The organism is Fictibacillus nanhaiensis, assembly GCF_036213205.1.
Taxonomy (GTDB): Bacteria; Bacillota; Bacilli; order Bacillales; family Fictibacillaceae; genus Fictibacillus; species Fictibacillus nanhaiensis_E.
On record NZ_JARMFC010000005.1, the window covers coordinates 26,519 to 45,342 of the forward strand.

26 protein-coding genes are annotated in these 18,824 nt (G+C 38.2%); 6 read left to right on the forward strand and 20 right to left on the reverse strand.

What is annotated here, in order from left to right; genetic code table 11:
- Positions 1-9: 9 nt before the first annotated feature.
- The 4 genes from P4V41_RS04570 to P4V41_RS04585 all read right to left on the reverse strand — a co-directional run bounded on the left by P4V41_RS04570 (position 10) and on the right by P4V41_RS04585 (position 2,252).
- Positions 10-579 (reverse strand): RsfA family transcriptional regulator, encoded by a 570-nt coding sequence (locus tag P4V41_RS04570; RefSeq protein WP_328083614.1) that lies wholly within the window; start codon positions 577-579, stop codon positions 10-12.
- Between the two features lie 87 nt (positions 580-666).
- Positions 667-1,428, reverse strand: coding sequence for an enoyl-CoA hydratase/isomerase family protein (locus tag P4V41_RS04575; protein WP_328083615.1), 762 nt, complete (start codon positions 1,426-1,428; stop codon positions 667-669).
- An 80-nt stretch (positions 1,429-1,508) separates the two neighbouring features.
- Entirely contained in the window at positions 1,509-1,682 is a 174-nt protein-coding gene (rpmF, locus tag P4V41_RS04580; RefSeq protein ID WP_066240492.1) for a 50S ribosomal protein L32, read from the reverse strand.
- A gap of 51 nt (positions 1,683-1,733) precedes the next feature.
- Positions 1,734-2,252 carry a YceD family protein gene (locus P4V41_RS04585; RefSeq protein ID WP_328083616.1) on the reverse strand — a complete coding sequence of 173 codons (519 nt, stop codon included), beginning with the start codon at positions 2,250-2,252 and terminating at the stop codon, positions 1,734-1,736.
- Positions 2,253-2,402: 150 nt separating this feature from the next.
- On the opposite strand from P4V41_RS04585, the gene P4V41_RS04590 reads away from it, so the two are divergent.
- Positions 2,403-3,608 (forward strand): nucleotidyltransferase, encoded by a 1,206-nt coding sequence (locus tag P4V41_RS04590; protein WP_328083617.1) that lies wholly within the window; start codon positions 2,403-2,405, stop codon positions 3,606-3,608.
- Between the two features lie 126 nt (positions 3,609-3,734).
- Here P4V41_RS04590 and P4V41_RS04595 read toward each other — a convergent pair whose 3' ends face one another.
- Together P4V41_RS04595 and P4V41_RS04600 are read right to left on the reverse strand one after the other, a co-directional pair.
- Positions 3,735-4,778, reverse strand: a complete 1,044-nt coding sequence (locus P4V41_RS04595; RefSeq protein WP_328083618.1) for a SepM family pheromone-processing serine protease — start codon at positions 4,776-4,778, stop codon at positions 3,735-3,737.
- Positions 4,768-5,562 carry a patatin-like phospholipase family protein gene (locus tag P4V41_RS04600; protein ID WP_328083620.1) on the reverse strand — a complete coding sequence of 265 codons (795 nt, stop codon included), beginning with the start codon at positions 5,560-5,562 and terminating at the stop codon, positions 4,768-4,770. Before P4V41_RS04600 ends, P4V41_RS04595 begins: the two co-directional genes overlap by 11 nt.
- 126 nt (positions 5,563-5,688) lie before the next feature.
- Here P4V41_RS04600 and ylbJ point away from each other — a divergent pair, with 126 nt between their 5' ends.
- Complete coding sequence (ylbJ, locus tag P4V41_RS04605; RefSeq protein WP_328083622.1) at positions 5,689-6,906, forward strand: sporulation integral membrane protein YlbJ; 1,218 nt, start codon at positions 5,689-5,691, stop codon at positions 6,904-6,906.
- On the opposite strand, the gene coaD is transcribed toward ylbJ, so the two are convergent.
- The gene (gene coaD / locus P4V41_RS04610; RefSeq protein WP_197127631.1) at positions 6,903-7,391 is read right to left on the reverse strand and encodes a pantetheine-phosphate adenylyltransferase; all 489 of its coding nucleotides are present in this window, start codon (positions 7,389-7,391) and stop codon (positions 6,903-6,905) included. The genes ylbJ and coaD overlap by 4 nt on opposite strands.
- 22 nt (positions 7,392-7,413) lie before the next feature.
- Positions 7,414-7,968 carry a 16S rRNA (guanine(966)-N(2))-methyltransferase RsmD gene (gene rsmD / locus P4V41_RS04615; protein ID WP_328084027.1) on the reverse strand — a complete coding sequence of 185 codons (555 nt, stop codon included), beginning with the start codon at positions 7,966-7,968 and terminating at the stop codon, positions 7,414-7,416.
- Between the two features lie 337 nt (positions 7,969-8,305).
- Between rsmD and P4V41_RS04620 the strand changes: the two genes are divergently transcribed.
- On the forward strand, positions 8,306-8,683 hold the full coding sequence (locus tag P4V41_RS04620) for a DUF7147 family protein (protein WP_328083623.1): 378 nt from the start codon (positions 8,306-8,308) through the stop codon (positions 8,681-8,683).
- 52 nt (positions 8,684-8,735) lie between these two features.
- On the opposite strand, the gene P4V41_RS04625 is transcribed toward P4V41_RS04620, so the two are convergent.
- On the reverse strand, positions 8,736-9,011 hold the full coding sequence (locus P4V41_RS04625) for a YlbG family protein (RefSeq protein ID WP_066245799.1): 276 nt from the start codon (positions 9,009-9,011) through the stop codon (positions 8,736-8,738).
- A 70-nt stretch (positions 9,012-9,081) separates the two neighbouring features.
- Here P4V41_RS04625 and P4V41_RS04630 point away from each other — a divergent pair, with 70 nt between their 5' ends.
- Positions 9,082-9,402: a hypothetical protein gene (locus P4V41_RS04630; RefSeq protein ID WP_328083625.1), complete on the forward strand. Its 321-nt coding sequence runs from the start codon at positions 9,082-9,084 to the stop codon at positions 9,400-9,402.
- A gap of 2 nt (positions 9,403-9,404) precedes the next feature.
- Here P4V41_RS04630 and P4V41_RS04635 read toward each other — a convergent pair whose 3' ends face one another.
- The 4 genes from P4V41_RS04635 to ylbD form a co-directional block, all read right to left on the reverse strand.
- Positions 9,405-9,839: a YlbF family regulator gene (locus P4V41_RS04635; protein ID WP_328083627.1), complete on the reverse strand. Its 435-nt coding sequence runs from the start codon at positions 9,837-9,839 to the stop codon at positions 9,405-9,407.
- 114 nt (positions 9,840-9,953) lie between these two features.
- Positions 9,954-10,388 (reverse strand): hypothetical protein, encoded by a 435-nt coding sequence (locus P4V41_RS04640; RefSeq protein WP_328083629.1) that lies wholly within the window; start codon positions 10,386-10,388, stop codon positions 9,954-9,956.
- A 54-nt stretch (positions 10,389-10,442) separates the two neighbouring features.
- Entirely contained in the window at positions 10,443-10,745 is a 303-nt protein-coding gene (locus P4V41_RS04645) for a YlbE-like family protein (RefSeq protein ID WP_328083630.1), read from the reverse strand.
- A gap of 15 nt (positions 10,746-10,760) precedes the next feature.
- A complete protein-coding gene (gene ylbD / locus P4V41_RS04650) occupies positions 10,761-11,171 on the reverse strand; it encodes a spore coat protein YlbD (protein WP_328083631.1) in 411 nt (136 codons plus the stop codon).
- A gap of 173 nt (positions 11,172-11,344) precedes the next feature.
- Here ylbD and P4V41_RS04655 point away from each other — a divergent pair, with 173 nt between their 5' ends.
- Positions 11,345-11,824 (forward strand): PaaI family thioesterase, encoded by a 480-nt coding sequence (locus P4V41_RS04655; RefSeq protein ID WP_328083632.1) that lies wholly within the window; start codon positions 11,345-11,347, stop codon positions 11,822-11,824.
- A gap of 61 nt (positions 11,825-11,885) precedes the next feature.
- On the opposite strand, the gene P4V41_RS04660 is transcribed toward P4V41_RS04655, so the two are convergent.
- Together P4V41_RS04660 and P4V41_RS04665 are read right to left on the reverse strand one after the other, a co-directional pair.
- The gene (locus P4V41_RS04660) at positions 11,886-12,917 is read right to left on the reverse strand and encodes a CAP domain-containing protein (RefSeq protein WP_328083633.1); all 1,032 of its coding nucleotides are present in this window, start codon (positions 12,915-12,917) and stop codon (positions 11,886-11,888) included.
- A gap of 122 nt (positions 12,918-13,039) precedes the next feature.
- On the reverse strand, positions 13,040-13,468 hold the full coding sequence (locus P4V41_RS04665; RefSeq protein WP_328083634.1) for a CBS domain-containing protein: 429 nt from the start codon (positions 13,466-13,468) through the stop codon (positions 13,040-13,042).
- Between the two features lie 159 nt (positions 13,469-13,627).
- Between P4V41_RS04665 and P4V41_RS04670 the strand changes: the two genes are divergently transcribed.
- Positions 13,628-13,978, forward strand: a complete 351-nt coding sequence (locus P4V41_RS04670) for a YugN family protein (RefSeq protein ID WP_328083635.1) — start codon at positions 13,628-13,630, stop codon at positions 13,976-13,978.
- A 31-nt stretch (positions 13,979-14,009) separates the two neighbouring features.
- Here the strand turns inward: P4V41_RS04670 and P4V41_RS04675 are convergent, their stop codons facing one another.
- From P4V41_RS04675 to ctaD, 5 genes are all read right to left on the reverse strand, one after another.
- Positions 14,010-14,732 carry a nucleotidyltransferase domain-containing protein gene (locus tag P4V41_RS04675; protein WP_328083636.1) on the reverse strand — a complete coding sequence of 241 codons (723 nt, stop codon included), beginning with the start codon at positions 14,730-14,732 and terminating at the stop codon, positions 14,010-14,012.
- Between the two features lie 242 nt (positions 14,733-14,974).
- Positions 14,975-15,847: a cytochrome c oxidase assembly protein gene (locus tag P4V41_RS04680; RefSeq protein ID WP_328083637.1), complete on the reverse strand. Its 873-nt coding sequence runs from the start codon at positions 15,845-15,847 to the stop codon at positions 14,975-14,977.
- A gap of 135 nt (positions 15,848-15,982) precedes the next feature.
- Positions 15,983-16,327: a cytochrome C oxidase subunit IV family protein gene (locus P4V41_RS04685; protein WP_066393364.1), complete on the reverse strand. Its 345-nt coding sequence runs from the start codon at positions 16,325-16,327 to the stop codon at positions 15,983-15,985.
- 4 nt (positions 16,328-16,331) lie between these two features.
- The gene (locus tag P4V41_RS04690) at positions 16,332-16,952 is read right to left on the reverse strand and encodes a cytochrome c oxidase subunit 3 (protein ID WP_066393359.1); all 621 of its coding nucleotides are present in this window, start codon (positions 16,950-16,952) and stop codon (positions 16,332-16,334) included.
- Positions 16,952-18,796, reverse strand: a complete 1,845-nt coding sequence (gene ctaD, locus P4V41_RS04695) for a cytochrome c oxidase subunit I (protein ID WP_312035128.1) — start codon at positions 18,794-18,796, stop codon at positions 16,952-16,954. Before ctaD ends, P4V41_RS04690 begins: the two co-directional genes overlap by 1 nt.
- Positions 18,797-18,824: the final 28 nt, after the last annotated feature.

Genomic DNA, 18,824 nt, shown 5'->3' on the forward strand with positions numbered 1-18,824 from the left:
CATCTTTTTTTAATTTCTCACAGGAACTTCTACTAATTTCCTCGCCCTGTCCATGATCTGCAATACATCTTTATAATCACGGTACACTGCCTCATATTCTTTGTTAACTTTGCTAAGTTTACTTTTCAGTGTTCCGTTTTCTTTTTTAAGGTTTTGGAGTTTCAATAACAAAGCTTTATTTTCAGCTTCTAAGTTCTTCGAAACCGGTTTTTCTGCTTGAAGTTGCTGTAAAAACAGGATGATATCATTTAAAGAGAGAGGTGTATCGTTTTTCGAGCTGTATGAAGGAGTATCGTGAAGTACCTCATTATGATTCTCAATGATTGAAGCAAACTGTTTAACTTTTCGCTTATTTCGCTCTTTACGTACTTTTTTAGCCTCTGTTATTGCTTTATCGTATTGTTTACGAATGAGTGAGTTCCACCTGAATCCACAGGCTGCTGGTGTTCTCGTCAGCTTCTCTCCTACCTCTTCAAAGGCAACCAGCTGTGTACTACCTTCTCTTATATGCCTGAGTGTTACCTCAGCAAGAATAGCATCTTCATCTTTTGTCCAGGCATCCTGGCGCAAATTTGTCATTTAGATCCCCCCATTTTAGTGGTTTGTAATATGAATATGCTAGTGCTAGATAAGATAGACTTTTTATTCTACTAAAATGGGGAAAACTTATTTATTTAAGAATGCCTCTACCCTTCTATGATGTTCATCTGACGCCCATAACTTTGCGCAGCGTTCGATCTCATTTTGCACGCTCTGCTTCACTCTCGCCTTATCGAATTGTTCAAGCTGAAGAGCTTTATAAGACTCGATGACACCAAGTGGTTGAGAGGTAAACCTACTCACATAGCGTTCAGTTTCTTTCAAGCCGTTTCCTTTAATGACGTATTGGATGAATCCGTAATCCATACCTTGCTTAGCTGTAACTGGAGTGGAACTATACAAGAGATCCATCGCTCTCGTAAGGTTTATTCTTTCTAAGAGGTAAGTTCCTCCTCCCCAACCCGTTGTAATGCCTAAACGACCTTGGATAAACCCTACTTTTGCTTCTGCTCGAGCAAGTCTGATATCACACGCTGATGCTATCTCACATCCGCCTCCAACTGCTGATCCATTTAAAAGAGCGACAGTAGGTTTTGGAAAAAAGAATAGATCATGAAGAATGTTTCCCATTTTTGATAACATGCCGTACGCTTGATCTTCAGTCTTTAAAGAATGAAAAGCACTGAGATCACCACCAGAGCAAAATGCTTTCGTACCAGCTCCTGTTATGATAAGAACTTTTACCTCTTCGTCCTTTTTTGCCAATTTTAAAAGAGCAGATAAATTCTTCATCACATCGTAATTAATGGCGTTACGAACAGAAGGGCGATTTAACGTTATCCAGCCTACCCCATTCTTTTTCTCCCATAATACAGGTTGCTCGTTCACTATATACACCTCCGATACATAAGAAAACGCTTTATTTATGTATATGAAAAAACAGGAAGCCTATAGCTTCCTGTTTCTCATTACTTGCTAACTACTTCTTTTCCTTTGTAAGATCCACACTCACGGCAAACGCGGTGAGATAACTTGTATTCTCCGCACTGTGGACACTTTACCATACCAGGCATGGAAAGCTTGTAGTGTGTACGACGCTTCGCTTGGCGAGTTTGAGAAGTTCTGCGAAAAGGTACTGCCATTTGTATCCACCTCCTTAAAGGTTCTAGAAAGAATCATTATAACCTATTCTTTCACTTTTTGTCTTCGTCAAAAAATTTAGCCAGACCTTCCAAACGCGGATCTATCCGGTTCTTCATGTCTTCGTCCGTAACCCTCTGCCATCCTTTTCCTTCTTTAGGAGCTGGACCATCTGTCACATCAGCAGCCGTAATTTTTAACGGTTTTTCAAGCAAAATATGCTCTTCGATGACAGGGAGAAGGTCAACGTAATGTCCTTCGACTTTGTGAAGGCTCTCTTCATCTTCGTATTCCGTATAGTTCGGATCGAAAATAAAAATTTCCGTCGTTTTTACCGAGAATGGAAATTCCACATCTACCAATGTGTTGGCACATGGCAACACCATTTTTCCTTTTATGTTTAAGTAAAAAGTGGCTTTTTGCTGAGTTACATCTGCATGTCCTTCTACGTGAACAGGATCAACGCTTCTGATCTCCGGGTCTTTTTCCATCACTCCGCTCGCATCAACATTTTGTTCAAACGTTAACGGTTTACGGTAAAAATTTTTAATTTCTTGTAGTGACCATTTCATGTCTTTATCACCTCAAGGCAACAGTAGTAATTATATCGGTCATCAAATAAAATGTCAATATTTTATCTTTACACTGATACTTTTGATTCTAAACTCTTTTTAGTACAATGTAAACAAGTATAATGTAACGTTTAAAAGGAAGTGGAACAGTTGAGAGCAACTGGTGTTGTTGTAGAATATAATCCGTTTCACAATGGACATTATTATCATTTACAAGAAACGAAAAAAGCTACAGGTGCAGATTGTGTAATCGCCGTGATGAGCGGTAATTTCCTTCAACGAGGAGAACCCGCTCTATTGTCAAAATGGAAAAGAACAAAGATGGCGCTATTAGGTGGAGCAGATATGGTCATTGAACTTCCTTATTCATTTGCCACGAGCCATGCGCCCCGATTTGCATTTGGTAGCATTTTTTTGCTGCAGTCCATAGGGGCAGAGACTTTTTGTTTTGGAAGTGAATCTGGTGATGCTGAACTTTTCAGCAATACTCATGAATCGGTTAACGCACAACAGGAAACCTACCAGGAATTTGTTCGTTCGTTTATGAGCAAAGGTCTATCCTATCCTTCAGCTGCTTCAAGAGCATACGAATCCCTTAATATTCCGTTAGCTCTCGATCTCAGTAAACCGAATAACATTTTAGGTTTTGAGTACGTAAGAGCAAGTCGTGAGTTAGGTTCTCATATCCGGCCATTGACGATAAAGAGAAAAAATGCTGATTATCATGATGTAAAGCTAGGAGAAGGTAATATCGCAAGCGCAACAGCGATTCGAGAAGCTATTTTCACAAAAGATCCTAGGCAAGCAGCATCTTATATGCCCAGGTATACACTTGAGTTATTAGATGAAGAACAAAGTGAAAAAGGTACTCTTATGAATTGGGAACGCTTCTATCCTCTTCTTCGTTATCAACTATTATCTACAAGTCCTAGTGAAATAAACCGCTATTATGAAGTTGAAGAGGGTTTAGAATATAGGATGATTGAAGCGATGAAGAGATCTGACTCATTTGAAACTTTCATGAAACATTTAAAAACTAAACGTTATACATGGACAAGACTGCAACGCGCGTGTTTACACGTTTTAAATAAGGTGCAGAAAGAGGAGATGTTGACTATTTTAGATTCATCCCCCTCTTACATTCGCGTGTTAGGGATGACAGCTACGGGCAGAAATTATTTAAGTACTGTTAAAAAATCTCTAGACCTACCTCTCGTTACCACTGTCTCTAAGCATGATTATGCTGGTTTGAAGATGGAAGCGAAGACATCTTTAGTCTATGCCCAAGGTGCAGCCCGGGATATTCTACGAGCTGAAAAAGAAGAATTTAATACTCCACCAGTCATGATAAGGTGATTGGAAGCTAGTACACGGAGACAGCGCTCGTATTTTTCATATGGCGCTCGTAGTAGCGAGCTTACAGCCGCTACGACAAGCAAAAAAGGATGCAGAAGCCAAATATGGCTTCTGCATCCTTTTTCTCTACAACTTTTCCAAATACCTCAGTGCATCGTTCAGTGTTTTAACAGGTACGATCTTCATTTTGGAGCCTATATCCTTCTGAGCCTTCACAGCATCAGTGTAATTATCTCCATCTACAGGGGCAAAAAAGATTTCAGCACCTGCTTCATCAGCTGCAACAATCTTTTGTTGTATGCCTCCGATCGGTCCTACATTCTTTTGAAGATCCATTGTTCCTGTTCCTGCAATTTTCTTTCCATGTGTAAGATCATCTGGTGTTAACTGATCCATAATTTCTAACGTGAACATTAACCCAGCTGAAGGTCCTCCGATCTGTGAAGTATCAATCTTCACTTTCGGGTTTGTTACGATTGATACATCTGCTACAGGAGAAGTGATGCCAAGTCCAGCTTTGGGTCCTTGATCTTGAACATATTTCTTTGGAAACTCCTCAATATTTATATTAACATTCAGCTTTTTATCGCCACGAAGTATTGTTAAATCTACCGCATCCCCTGCTTTTTTTGGTGCGAGAGTATCAAGAAGTTTCTTTGTTTCCATAACCGGATTACGGTCAACAGCAATAATTTTATCTCCAACTTTTAACTTTTTTTCTGCAGGCATTCCCGACATGATCCCGGTAACATAAACACCATGATATTCAATGTCTACTTTCTTTCCTGCCTCTTGAAAAGCAACAATCGTAGCAGCGTGCTGTGAATCTTCCATCATCTGAAGTTGTCTTTGGTTGTATTCTTCATCAGTCTCATCTTCTCCTCTGATCTGATCAGCAGGGATGACTTCACGATAATCACTCAGTTTTGCCCATATGTATTGTGGAATGTTTGCTGTACCTACGGATACTGTTGTCAGCATGAACACACCCTTATCGTCATCTCCTCCCTCTACGCTAATGATTGGATCTAATACTCTGGCATCACCAGGAGAGGTAATGTAGTAAGGGAGCGGATAGAATGCTATAAAAGCAAACACCAGTAAAAAAAGAATAATGAATTTATTTTTCGAGAAAAAGTTTTTTCGTTTCGTTGTTTTTTCAGCTGTCATGCATAGACTCCTTCCAGTTGTCGATCTTCTCTAAAATTTTTGGTATCTGTTTTCTTCCAGCTTCTTCTCCTATAGCAATTATATCATTTACATCTTTAAAAGCTGTAGAACTGAACTGTTCAACCATAGGTCGAATCATAATATCTGCAGAAATTTCATGCCAGCGAACCATTTCGCGCTGCATAATATCAATACTTTGAATGATAACATCAAAAATTGATGAAACTTGAAGCTCTGCTTTAAAATGAGAAATGTCTACTGCGATTACAAGGTCTGCTCCCATCTCCCTTGCAACAGAAACAGGTACACGGTCAATGACTCCACCGTCTACTAATAGTTTACCATCTATTTTTTCAGGAACTAATATACCAGGAATCGAGATACTTGCACGTACTGCATCTGCAATAGGACCGGTTCTGAAAACCACTTTTTCTCCTAGCATTAAATCTGTTGCCACGATCGCCAAAGGTATCTCCGTTTGTTCAATGTGTTTTTGTTTTGTGAGCAGCCTTACGAGTTCTTTAATTTTCTTCCCTGTAATAAATCCCATCTTAGGGACTGTGTAATCCATATAATATTTACGTTTGAAGAGTGTTGCCATACGGTAAAGGTTCTCATCGCTATGCCCCATACATACCATTGCACCGACCAAAGAGCCCATGCTGCTTCCGGCTATCATATCTATAGGAATCCCCGCATCTCTTATTGCTTTAACAACACCAAGATGAGCAAATCCTCTAGCACCTCCAGATCCTAGAGCAAGTCCGATTTTCGGTTCTTTCATGTTTTGCTCCTCCTTTAGAAGCACCGTCTTTTTTTAACATATGGTCTAAAGAGTTAGGCTATACGTATAAATAAGGATGAGGACAAGTAAGTTTAGTGGAATTTATGTGAGAGGAGCGCTCCCCTTATGAACAAAGCCTATTTCAAAACACTTCTACTGTCTGCATCAGCTATTATCATAGCAATATCAATAATAATATACCCAAAAGAAACATATATGGCATCAGTAAACGGATTGAAAATGTGGTGGGACGTTGTTTTCCCATCTTTAATGCCATTTTTTATATTATCAGAAGTATTGATGGGGTTTGGAGTCGTACATCTTATAGGTGTTTTGTTTGAACCTCTTATGAGACCGCTTTTCCGGGTACCGGGTGCAGGGGGATTCGTTTGGGCCATGGGCATTTCTTCAGGATTTCCTGCTGGCGCTAAGCTGACGGCACGATTATGGCACCAAAAACAGATCACGACCCTAGAAGCAGAACGCCTCGTATCTTTTACGAATTGTTCAAACCCTTTATTCATGTTCAGCGCGATTGCAGTAGGTTTTTTTCATAACGCTGCTCTCGGTATCGTTCTCGCTGTAAGTCACTATGTGGGCAACATTTTCGTTGGACTTATCATGAGGTTTCATGGCTGGAAAAAGGAACCTGTTAATAAGGAAGATCGCTATAGAGGAAAAGGACTGACCAATGCGTTCAAACATATGCATGAAGCTAGATTAGCAGACAATCGTCCCATCGGACAGCTTCTAGGAGATGCTGTTCAGCAATCTACAAAAACACTGCTTATGATTGGTGGGTTTATTATTCTCTTCTCTGTATTAAGTAAGATGATGGATCTTCTTCATGTGGCGGAACTTCTCTCAAGCTTTATCAATTATTTATTTATCATACTTTCCCTATCTGAACAATTAAGTCTTCCTCTGATTAAAGGAATCTTTGAGATCACTTTAGGAAGCAATTTAACGAGTCTCGCACAATCACCCCTTTTACAGCAAGCTGTTATCGTAAGTTTTATATTAGCTTTTAGCGGTTTTTCTGTTCAAGCACAAGTTGCTAGTATACTTGCTGATACAGATATCAAGTTCAAGCCTTTCTTTTTCGCAAGAATACTTCATGGATTTTTATCTGCGACTCTTTGTCTGTTAGTATTCCCTTATTTGTATCACGTTAAAAGCACTACTGCTCCAGCGTTTACATTTATTACTGAGAAAACCGTGCACATTAGTGAAATTGGAATGTTAGCCCTCATGCACAGCCATTATGTCACACTTGGATTCTTAATTCTTTCAATCCTGTTGTGGAATAGAAGCCTTACGAAAAAAAACAGCCTCCGTACTTAACGGGGGCTGTTGTATTTTTCTTTTAAAGCTTCTTCCACAACTTCCGGAACAAGATCTGAAACATTCGCATGATACTTTGCTGCTTCTTTAACGATGCTTGAACTCAGAAAAGAATATTGATTGTTTGTCATCATAAAAAATGTTTCGACTTCGTCATCTAATTTTTTGTTGATCGAAGCAATTTTCATCTCGTATTCAAAATCTGATACAGCACGTAATCCTCTAAGTATTACGTTTGCACCGATATTTTTTACGTAATCGATCAGAAGGCCATTAAACGAGTCTACTTTTACATTAGGAAACTGTTTCGTAACTTCCTTTAATAGCACGATTCTTTCATCAACTGTAAACAAAGGATCTTTGCTTTGATTATTTGCTACCACTACAATTACTTCGTCAAATACTGTTGCTCCACGTTTAATAATGTCCAGGTGACCACGAGTTACGGGGTCAAAGCTACCAGGACAGACTGCAGTTGCTGGCATTTTTTTCACCTCATACTTAATGTTAATCGCGTTTGTAGATTGTTATTGTAGTTGTCTTTCCGTACGTTTCTTGTCTGACTTGATAAAAGTTTCCGATCTCCTCAGGTAGTGTTACATCTGTACCATGTTCAGTCACTATACTTCCATTAGGAGAGAGAAGTTCCAGCTTGTCAATTTCCTCCATGTCTTTTAATAACATCTGTCTCGCATAAGGAGGATCAAGAAAAATCAGATCGAATTGCATCTCTCTTTTATGAAGCGCTTTCAATGCTCTTTTTGCATCGTTTCGAAAGACTTCTGTTTTGTCTTCGTAGTTGCATTGTTTGATATTTTCTTTAATTGTATGTATAGCTTTTTGATCCTTGTCAATGAAAATGAAGTGCTCCATGCCCCTGCTTAATGCTTCAAGACCCAATCCACCGCTTCCACCATATAAGTCGAGACCCGTTCCTCCTTCAAAAAAAGGGCCGATCATGTTAAATATAGATTCTTTTATCTTATCAGTTGTGGGTCTTGTGTTCATACCTGGCACAGCTTTAAGTGGTCTTCCTTTACATTCTCCAGCTATTACTCTCACGTTCTTCACTCAATTCTTTATCCGTTTTCCCTTACTTATCCTATCACAAGTATTCCTGTATTCAAACATCAAATCTTTTTCTTATAAGTATAAGTCAAATTAAATGCGGCCATACTATTTATAACAACATCAACGAACGATGTTGTTGCCAACCGCGGAGAAGACTTACTCCCCATAAGTTCTTCATCCGGTTTCTCCTCTCCCATCGCCTTTAAACAGAAGTGATTTTGTTTTAAAGGCAACCTGCAGTTTTTGCTGCAGGTTTTTTTTCATGTTTAAAAGCCTTTAAGCAGATACATGAATGTGCTACATTGGTGTATAGAAAGGGGATTGACCGATGATTCAACGATTTATTGAGCTTGGAGAAGGATATTCAGATCTTTATGAACTTCTTGAGATCATGGAAACAAACAAAGACCGTATTTCACAGTTATTATGTTTAAAAGTTAAGAAAGAAGATAAGATGTATGCGTCTCTAGTTGCGGTATTGCACCCTGCTTTAGAGGGGAAATTTCAGCCTTTATACATTTGCCGAGAAGGAGTACCCTATCCTTCTAAACGAATTGATCTATTCGAGGCAAAAGCCGCAGAATTAAATAAAGAAGTGATTACATTTGACGTAAAGCCATCCACTGATTTTGCTGAAACAGAACTCTTTTTCCACTATCTAACAGGGATTCTTCGATTAAATTATCTGATCCCTCCATTATCTTAGTTGGAAATAGCATAAAGAAAACAGGCAGCTATTTTTATTAGCGGCCTGTCTCTTAAATCCCCATCTTATAGTCATACTCTTTAGCTTTATCAACGATTTTACTTTCATATTCTGTTTTGATCTCTTGTTTATGAGACCTTTTTACTTCTTTTACGAAGTGCAAAGATTCAAGCTTTGCTGCGATTTCGTCTATCTTGTTTCCATCACAGTACAGAACAGCATATTTCAACCTTCTAGAAACATAATGTACATTACCATAGCGTCTTAACTGTTTTGAAAATTTTAATGAATGGAGAAAAACAGATAGCCCACGACGATTACCTATCATATATAAAGCCCCTTTTATATACTAAAATTAAACAAATAAATGAATACTCCCTATTAGGAAGTGATGTAGATTGGACTTAAACAACGTTTGGGAACAATTTTTGGATCGAATGAAACAAGATGCTTCAATCACTAATGTTGAAAAGAAAATAATGGCCGGAATCCCTTTCATATATGTAACGGTTTCTTCGCAGTTTTCAATCGATCACACAACTGATTCTGTAAAAAAACATGCCGTAAAAGCTATGAAAGGGAAACGGCTAACATTGAACCTTACATTTGTAAGATCAGAAGAAAATCTTCATGTGTACCGAATGCGTTTTTTAGTACCGCAAGAAAAAATGTTCTGTTGTGGAAACTTATGTTTTGACTGCATTCGGTTTAGAGATTGAGCTTATGCACAGCCACAGGATCCACCTGAACCGCACCCACCGCTACAAGAGCTCTCATCAAAGAACGGATTACCTGTAGGAACTTTAATCTGCTCAGATACGCTGTATGCGATGATTTTGCTGCATTCCATCAATAAATTTTCAAGTTCTTTTTCCGCTTTCTTAAATCGAGCTATATTTTCATGAAAATCAAGCTCTCTTTTAAGTGTTCGAACTTGTGTTGAAACGGTATGAAAATCAGGATGATATTTTCCAAATCGCTGTACTTCTTCATACTGATCTTTCATTTTAGAGAAACGAGCAATCATTTTTTGTGCTTCTACATCTTGCTCTAGGTTATATTTTGACTCTCTATATGCTATTGCAACACTGGAATCAGCTACCATCTCTGCTAATACTAACGATTCTTCCAGCAATGTACTTTGGTCTAAACTCATACGTCACACCTCCCTTTAGGTATGAGGTTTCTAATCTATTATAGCGGATATTGATTGGACTTAAAAGCATAGCAGACTTCTTACAAAAAATAAAACTCTTCATAAATTGAAGAGTTATCGAACTTGAACGACTATATTTTTCTTTAATCCGTAATTTGATCCATCCTTTTTCTTCAGCTGCAATGTGATCTTATGCTTACCAGGATTCATATTTTTTAAGATGAACATAGATTGATTAGCATTCATCTTCCACTTATTGTTTACAAAAACAGCAATATACCCATCCTTAGTTCCTGGTGTCTTCGTAAGACCGCCTTGGAAAGAAAACCTTGTAATAATATTTTCAAAATAGATTCGCTGCTTTTTCACATGATAATTGACTGCCCAGTCTTTATCCATTAAGGGATATGAAGCAGATACCTCTAATGCACTCGGTTCTTGTAGTTTGGACTCAGAAATTCCTTCGTAATATTTGGAAATCATAAATAGGGTGAGCACTGTTAGTACTAATAGACCACCTGCATAGATTCTTCTGTTTCTTTTTTTCATAAAAAAACCACTCCTTATAGAAGTAGTTTTTTCCTATTTAATTCTTATTATCCCTCAACCGTTGTTCAACGAGTCTGGCATCGGCTGAAAATCATTTGGTATCGGAGCATCGCTTCCCTTTACTTCATCACCCATTACAGAGATCAATTCCATTAACAAGCCAAAATTTTGTACCTGTTGATGAAATCGATCTACCCTTTGCCCGAAAGTACGTCCGTAGAACACTTTAGCACCCTCTTCCAGCTCTGAAACTGAAAAAGGGTTTCTGCTTAATTTTCTATACCACTCTGGTTTCTCCCTAATATAATATTTCAAGTCAGGTCTTGTATTTAAGTATTCGAGAATTTCTCTTCGCACACCGCACACATCCTTTTAATCCCTATAAGAAGGATAATCATTCATTCTATTTTCCGGCAGCTGGTTCGATCTGTCAGACTGATTGTTAAATTGTTGTAATAGTTCTTGAACCGCATCCATTAGACTACCAAATTGAGATAAATATTTTTGTACATCAGTGATTTGAAGTTTGCTTAAACCAGCAACAATATCCCCCACTGTAAGTTCTGTTCTTATCTTCTCAGATTTAGATTTCGCTCGATCTTCTTGTTTATTATTTTTATCCTTGTCTTTTGCATACTGATTCCAACTTTCATGTTCTTCTCCCAAAACAATCCAATCCTGATAAACTTCTTTCCAAGGCCTTTTATTCTTCTTCACTTCCTTAATTAATTCAGGATGTTTATGAACGAACTCCTTGAAACTTTCAATATCAGTCTTCACCACAGAATCCACCCCCAGCCATCCAAAGACGAATGATGTTTACTACATGATACATAAGTGCCCATAAATTGGTGCGCCCATTTTTTAAAATTTATGGCAAAGTTAATTCTGTTTACTTTATTCTCATCCGCCCAAAAAGGTACAATAAAAAGAAAAAAAGATCGAGGGAGAGACTATTGAATATAAAGGACGAGTGGAACGAGTTTTTTGAGACAAGTACTGAACAAGAGCAACAGATCATGAAACTTTTCTTGAACAGTTTAAAAACAAAAAGAGAAAAGCAGCATATAACACACATTGCTTCTTTATTAGATTTTAAAACGACCAGAATTAATGATCATACGCTAGAAATGGAGATGCCCAATACTCCCCTGCTTGATAATGCAATCGGAATTTTACACGGCGGCTTAACAGCAACTCTTTTAGATACGGCAATGGGCACAATGGCAAGTCTTGCTCCAGGTAACAAAAGAGGTGCTGTAACAGTTGAACTAAAAGTAGATTATTTAACACCTGGTGTTGGAGAGTTGTTCATATGTCGAGCAGAAGTTGTACATAATGGCAGACAACTGGTTCGTTTGGATGGAAAAGTACGTAACGAAAAAGGTACTCTAATCGCTTCAGCATCAGGGACGTTCTTTAAACTTGCCGACTAACAGAAAGTCACCTAAAAAAGGGCTGAACCTATCACTAAGGTTCAGCCCTACTAACTTCTATTTACTTCAAAGGAACTAAAAAATTCTGTGTGTAATACTTATTATCTACGCCTACTCCTAAATGAGTATATTCATTGTTTAACAGCGTATTCCTATGTCCTTCACTATTCATCCAGCCTTCTACTGCTGCTATACCATCCGTATAATTTGCGGCTATATTTTCTCCTGCTTGCAAGAACTTTACGTCTTTTTGCTTCAGCCTGTCTGAGAGTGTTCTTCCATCCTTACTCTCATGTGAAAAATATTGCTGATCTAACATATCCTTTGAATGCAAAAACGCTACTTCTGAAGTTTTATCATCCCATTCTAACGGATTTTTGTCGTATTTAAGTCGTATGATATTCGTTAACTCAAAAACTTGTTGTTCTTCAGATTGATCCACTTTATTCTGTTCCTCATCGCTTAATTGACCAAGCGGTGGAAGATCACCTCGATACACGATTGAATATGGTCTCTGTTTTAACAATACATCTGAAGTGGTATAACGTACACTTGAAAGCTTATTCGTAAACTTATCAAAATAAAGCTGTACCCAGACACTATTATTCAATTTAATAAGCGGACGTAGCATAACCTCTTGCTCAGACAGTTCAAATCTAAAGAAATCTTCGCCATCATTTATTGTGATGTCACTCTCGATCGGAAACTTCTGTATGATCGTGTTTGAATTTTCTCCGATTGTAAATGGTGAGGTGTTCACATCAGATCCAATGACGAACAACGTAACTACTTTACCGTTTTCAACACCTGCTTGAAGGTAACCTTTCGGGCTTTTGTTTCCATAAATATACCATTCATAGCCATAACTAGATGGATCGATCCTTTCAGGTTCTCCCCATTGCTTCTTAAATGCTGCTACATCTTTACCGATCCAGTTAGAAACAGCATCATCAGGAATCTTTAATGTTTCTTCTATGTACTCTACTTTTGTATCTGGCTTTTCTTTCTCGACCGTAAATTCTGGCAGAACATCATAAAAAAACAAACCAATCAAAATAAAAACGGATAGGAAAAAAGTAACCAATCCTCGCATAATGGTTCCCCCTATATCTTTCTTCTCTTCTTAGTTTAGCATAGAGGGTATGTGTTTGGATGACCGTTTAAAAAATAAAACAGCTCCACTTTATATGGAACTGTTTATACAATCAGTATCATTTATTGAATTTGATCTCGATGCTCTGAAACTTGTGTAAGGGTATGTCCTGCAGCAGAGTCACTCTCTTTAGCAAGCGATAGATCTCCTAAAGAAATAATTCCTACAAGCTTATTGTTCTCAACGATTGGGAGCCTTCTAATTTGCTTATCTGCCATAAGATCTGCAGCTTCTTCTGCTGTCATATCTAGAGAACCTGTATACAGCTTATCGCTCATAACATCTGTTACTTTTGTAGAGCCTGGACGTTTTTCAGCAACTCCACGAATGACAATATCTCGGTCTGTGATGACTCCAATGATCTGATCATTTTCACAAACAGGAATAACACCTACATTGTCCTGCTTCATTTTTACGGCTACTTCGAAAACATTGTCTAACGGTGTTACATAATCCACATTCCTCGTCATGATGTCACTTACCTTTTTCAAAAACATTACCTCCTTGTTAATGGGAATCTATTCTTCATTATGCTTTACGAAAGAAAAACAAATATACGCACTTCTGACAATGATTGCATCTTTAGCGCTTTCATAATATCATTAAGAAGTGATTATTATTTTTTTATTGAATTCCTAGGAGGTTTCACAATGAAATTTGAAGAAAGCGGCTTAAACGGGAAGGTTGTAGAGTTTTCACTTTTAGAACATGTGATGGAAAACCATAGCATGATCCGTGCTGGTCAATGGGATTATGAACGTATTACATATGATTACAAATTTGAAGACATGACCAACGGTGACGTTTACTACTTCCGTTTCCCTTGTCATGTTATTGAAGCAGAAACTGAAACTCCACATGCTAAAGTTGAACTTGGAACACCTTATGTTGGAAAGCATTATTACCCACACGGTGTAGAATACGACGAAGTATTTCCAAAACACGTTGTTAATCAATGCAACAAATTGATCGAAGCACTTCATACTGAATTGCACGTTTAAAAAAACCCCTCTATCATGAGGGGTTTTTTTCTTATTCAGCAGCTCTTTCTGGAGATTGAGACGAATACCCTTCAAATAGCCTGCCACCATATGGAGCAATCACTTCGTCAACGAATGTGATAACTTTTGATTTGGTACGATTGGAATAATAATCATCAAATACAGAGGCAAATTGTTCTGCAAAAGGTTCGCTATATTCTTTTAAAGCACGAAGAATCCATTTCCCTTCACCGATCCAGTGCCCATTTACACGTAATACAAATTCGTGTGTTCGATCTGCAAGCTTTGAAACGATAAATAAATCCTCTAATGCGTTAGTAGAACCTTCTAGGTCGTTTAATAGATCTGTTAAGAAATATCGTGCTTGCTCGATCTCAATTGTTTTCCAAGGTGTTGGCCCTGCTTTTAATAACTGTAATGCTTCATTCTTAATTCGAGAAGCTTGGCCGGTATCACGTAGAATGATTCCTTCAGCACACATTTGTGGAAGAGAGGGTCTTGCTCGATCAATATTCTGCTTAAAAAAATGTTTGTAAGTAAACATGTTGTGAACAAAAACCTCAATTGGCCAATCATACTCGGTTAGTGATTCTCGATAAGATTCACTAACCGAACTGTCGATAATGATTATATCTAGATCAGAGCTCTCTGTTTCTTCTCCCCTAACTACGCTACCTGCCAAATAGGCAACATCACAGTTTGGATAATAAGACTCTATAAATTTTTTAGCGGCTTGTCTGGCTCCGATTCTCATGATTTTTTCTTTCCTTTCTATTCAGCTTTCTTAATAATTCGACATCACTAGGGCAATTTCTTCTTTTTTAAAGTGTTTTTATTCCTCTATTGTAAGCTTTATTATTGCTAGGGATTGCTTGATGTACATACTAGATATTCACGTACTATGTAAGCAATAACAGCCATTTAAGGTCTAACGTGTGCTTTCTAAACAGCCTTAATCACGGTTTGCGACAAAAAAAATAACCTGCAATATGCCGGTTACTTTAATTCAGGGTTTAGTTGATTATTTTGTCTTTTTATTAACTCCAAGTCTGCTTTATCACGCAGTCGCTCTTTTTTTACCCATCTTGTGAAAATCAAACCGAGTACAAATGCGTAGATAATTTCCTGGAAGATTTTCATTGTGACTCCGCCTACGTGTTGATCTTCTTTCGGGGTCATCGTTTCAAACAATTGTGGTACGTTTCTGTAAGTTTCATATAACTGGAAATCAGCAAACATGATCAACGCACATGCTGGAGTCATTAGTACACCATTAGCAAACACGTATCCGATCTTTTTAATGTCTGACAACGTATCAAGCTCTCTAACCGGACAAAGAACCGGCCACCACATCGTATAAGCTGTTATTAATAATAAAGCATGATACCCATAATGAATAACAGGGTTTGAAACGGCTGCATCAAACACTAAAGGAATATGATACAAAGAAAATACTGCGTTAAAGATAAGCAATGCTAGCAACGGTTTAGTAAGGAAATGAAAAATCCGAGTAAGGATTGTTTTCTTACTTAACCAACTTTTCCATCTCACCTCAGGAATCCCAAGTATCATAAGAGGTGCGATCATTAAATAAAGAACAGCCATCTGTACCATGTGAACACTGAATAAATAATTATGTCCTAAAACCTGAACAGGCGTACCTTTTATAATGATCATCAACAAAAGTGAAGCGATCATTGAAGTCTGCTGCCATTTCGTCGCAAGCTTCTTACCCTGTTTATCTCTCGCAACAAACCTAAAATAAACGAACGCAAGAATGATGGCTAAAACATATATCGAAGGCGGAAAAAGCTCGTACCAGTTATAATCACTTAAACTAGTATGATGAACATGATGATTATGATGCATGTCTGTCATCTCCTTTATAAAAGTACCCATGAATACTATATCAATCCTAGCTGGTACTTGTACGGAATAATAGTGACAATTCTTAATATTGTAACAAATAAAAAGGGCTGCATACGAGATGCAGCCCTTCCTTGATTACGATGTCCAAATAAGTCCCATTAAGGAAGCTACTGTAATAGCTGCAACCAATATACCACTTGCCATACCCCAGATTGGGAAGTCATGTCCTTTGTGGCTTAAGTGCATCCAAACATATAGCTGGAAGAAAACTTGAACAACTGCCAGTGTTAGGATAAACAAAACAGCAAATGAATCACTAATTTTGTCACTCCAGATCGCAAAGAATGCAACGATCGTTAAAAGAATCATCATGACAAAAGAAACGTTATGATGCTTACGCTCCTCTTTCAAGGCAAGCTTACGCTGAATCTCTTCGTGACGATGAACGGTAGTTTCAGGGTTTTGTGTGTGATTAGCCATGAGTTTAGCCTACCTTTCCCATTAGATAAACAACGGTAAAAATGAATACCCATACAACATCGACAAAGTGCCAATATAGAGCAAACAAATAATATTTTGGAGCATTAGATAATGTAATCCCTCTGTTCCAGTTTCTTGCTAACAATGTTGTGATCCAAAGGATTCCAAACAATACGTGTGCTCCGTGGAAACCTACTAACGTATAGAAAGCTGAACCAAACGCAGAGCTTGTAAACGTATGTCCTTCGTGAACATAATGTATAAACTCATAAATCTCTAGACCTAAGAATCCAAGACCTAATAATAATGTTACGAGGAACCAGCCTTGCAATGAACGTACTTTGTTCTGCTTTAAAGAAAGTACTGCGTACACACTCGTAAGTGAACTAGTTAGTAGCAACATTGTAGCTAGAAATACTAATGGCAGTGAAAATAGTTCTTCCCCAGAAGGGCCGTCTAAATGCATATTTCTAAGACCAAGATATGTTCCAAAAAGCGTTGCAAATAATACCGTTTCTCCACCAAGGAATAACCAGAATCCTAAAAATTTGTTCTTACCTTCAAGGGTAGCTTTTTCAGGATGAGCAGGGAAATTCGCATCTGTTAAACGTTCTCCAGCATTCATTAAGCTCTACCCCCTTTAATGTCTGCTTCAACTTCTTCTTTATGAATATGATACCCGTGATCATCAATAATAGAACGTAAGAACATGGTGATCAATACAAGCCCTAGACCTGCTCCTGCTACGTACCAGTTCGAGTAGATAAAACCAAAACCAGAAATGAACATTCCTAAAGATAAAATGAACGGTAAAATTGATCCATTTGGCATATGAATTTCTCCTACAGGTTCTGCAGGTGTCATATCTCCATTACCAGCTGTCTTCTCAACATACAATGCATCTAGACCTCGTACTAGTGGTGTTTGAGCGAAATTGTATTCTGGTGTTGGAACTGGCATAGCCCATTCTAGTGTACGGCCATCCCATGGATCTTTTGTTGTTGCATATTTAGATGATGCAGAAATGATGATGTTGATTAAAAGTACAATGGTACCTGCACCCATAAGAATCGCACCGATCGTACTTACAAAGTTTGCTCCATCAAGATCTTGTCCAGACATATATGTATAAACACGTCTAGGCATACCCATTAGTCCTAACCAGTGCTGAGGGAAGAACGTTAAATGGAAACCGATAAAGAACAACCAGAAATTCCACTTACCAAGTGTTTCATTCAATACGCGGTTAAACATTCTAGGGTACCAATAGTATAACCCTGAGAACAATCCTAAAATCAAACCACCAACGATTACATAATGGAAGTGAGCTACTACGAAATAACTGTCATGATATTGGTAGTCAGCAGCAGGTACAGAAAGCATTACACCAGTAACTCCACCCATTACGAAAGTTGGAACAAATCCAACTGCGAAAAGCATAGCTGTAGAGAAACGAATCTGTCCGCCCCACATCGTGAAGATCCAGTTAAAGATCTTAACACCAGTTGGAATCGCGATTGCCATAGTTGCTACAGCAAAGATTGAGTTTGCTACAGGTCCTAAACCAACAGTGAACATGTGGTGAACCCAAACCATGAATCCTAAGAATCCGATAAGCACTGTTGCAAATACCATTGCGCTATAACCAAACAAGCGCTTATTTGAGAATGTAGAAATAACTTCAGAGATAATACCGAATGCTGGAAGAATTAAGATATATACTTCCGGGTGACCAAAAATCCAGAAAATGTGTTCCCAGATCAAAATGTTACCACCCATATCTGGATTAAAGAAATTAGCATCAAATACACGTTCGAACATCAGTAAGAAGAAGCCTACTGTAAGTGCAGGGAATGCGAAAAGAATAAGCCCAGAAGTAACAAATGAAGCCCATGTGAACAATGGCATACGCATAAATGTCATACCAGGTGCACGCATGTTGATAATCGTTACAAGGAAGTTAATTCCTCCTGCAAGAGTACCAGCTCCGGCAATTTGAAGACCAAGTACATAAAAGTCAACACCTGTATCTTCTGCTACAGTTGATAGCGGAGCATATGCTGTCCATCCAGCTTCAGGAGCTCCGCCTAAGAACCAACTTAAGTTCAATAGCACTCCTCCAAAGAAGAATAGCCAGAACCCGACTGCGTTTACATAAGGAAACGCTACGTCACGAGCTCCTAACTGTAAAGGAACGATCGCATTCATGAAACCAAAGATAATCGGCATGGCTGCCAAGAAGATCATCGTTGTTCCATGCATCGTTAATAATTGATTATAAAGTTCACCAGTGAAAATCTTGCTGTCTGGTTCCATAAGTTGAATACGCATTAAAACTGCTTCAAGTCCTCCGATTAAGAAGAAGAAGCCACCAGCCAAAAGATACAGAATACCGATCTTTTTATGGTCAACGGTAGTGAGCCAATCCATTAACCCACTTCTCTTTTTGTGACTTTCGTGAGTTGCCACGGTGTAACCTCCTTTTTTGCAATGCTTA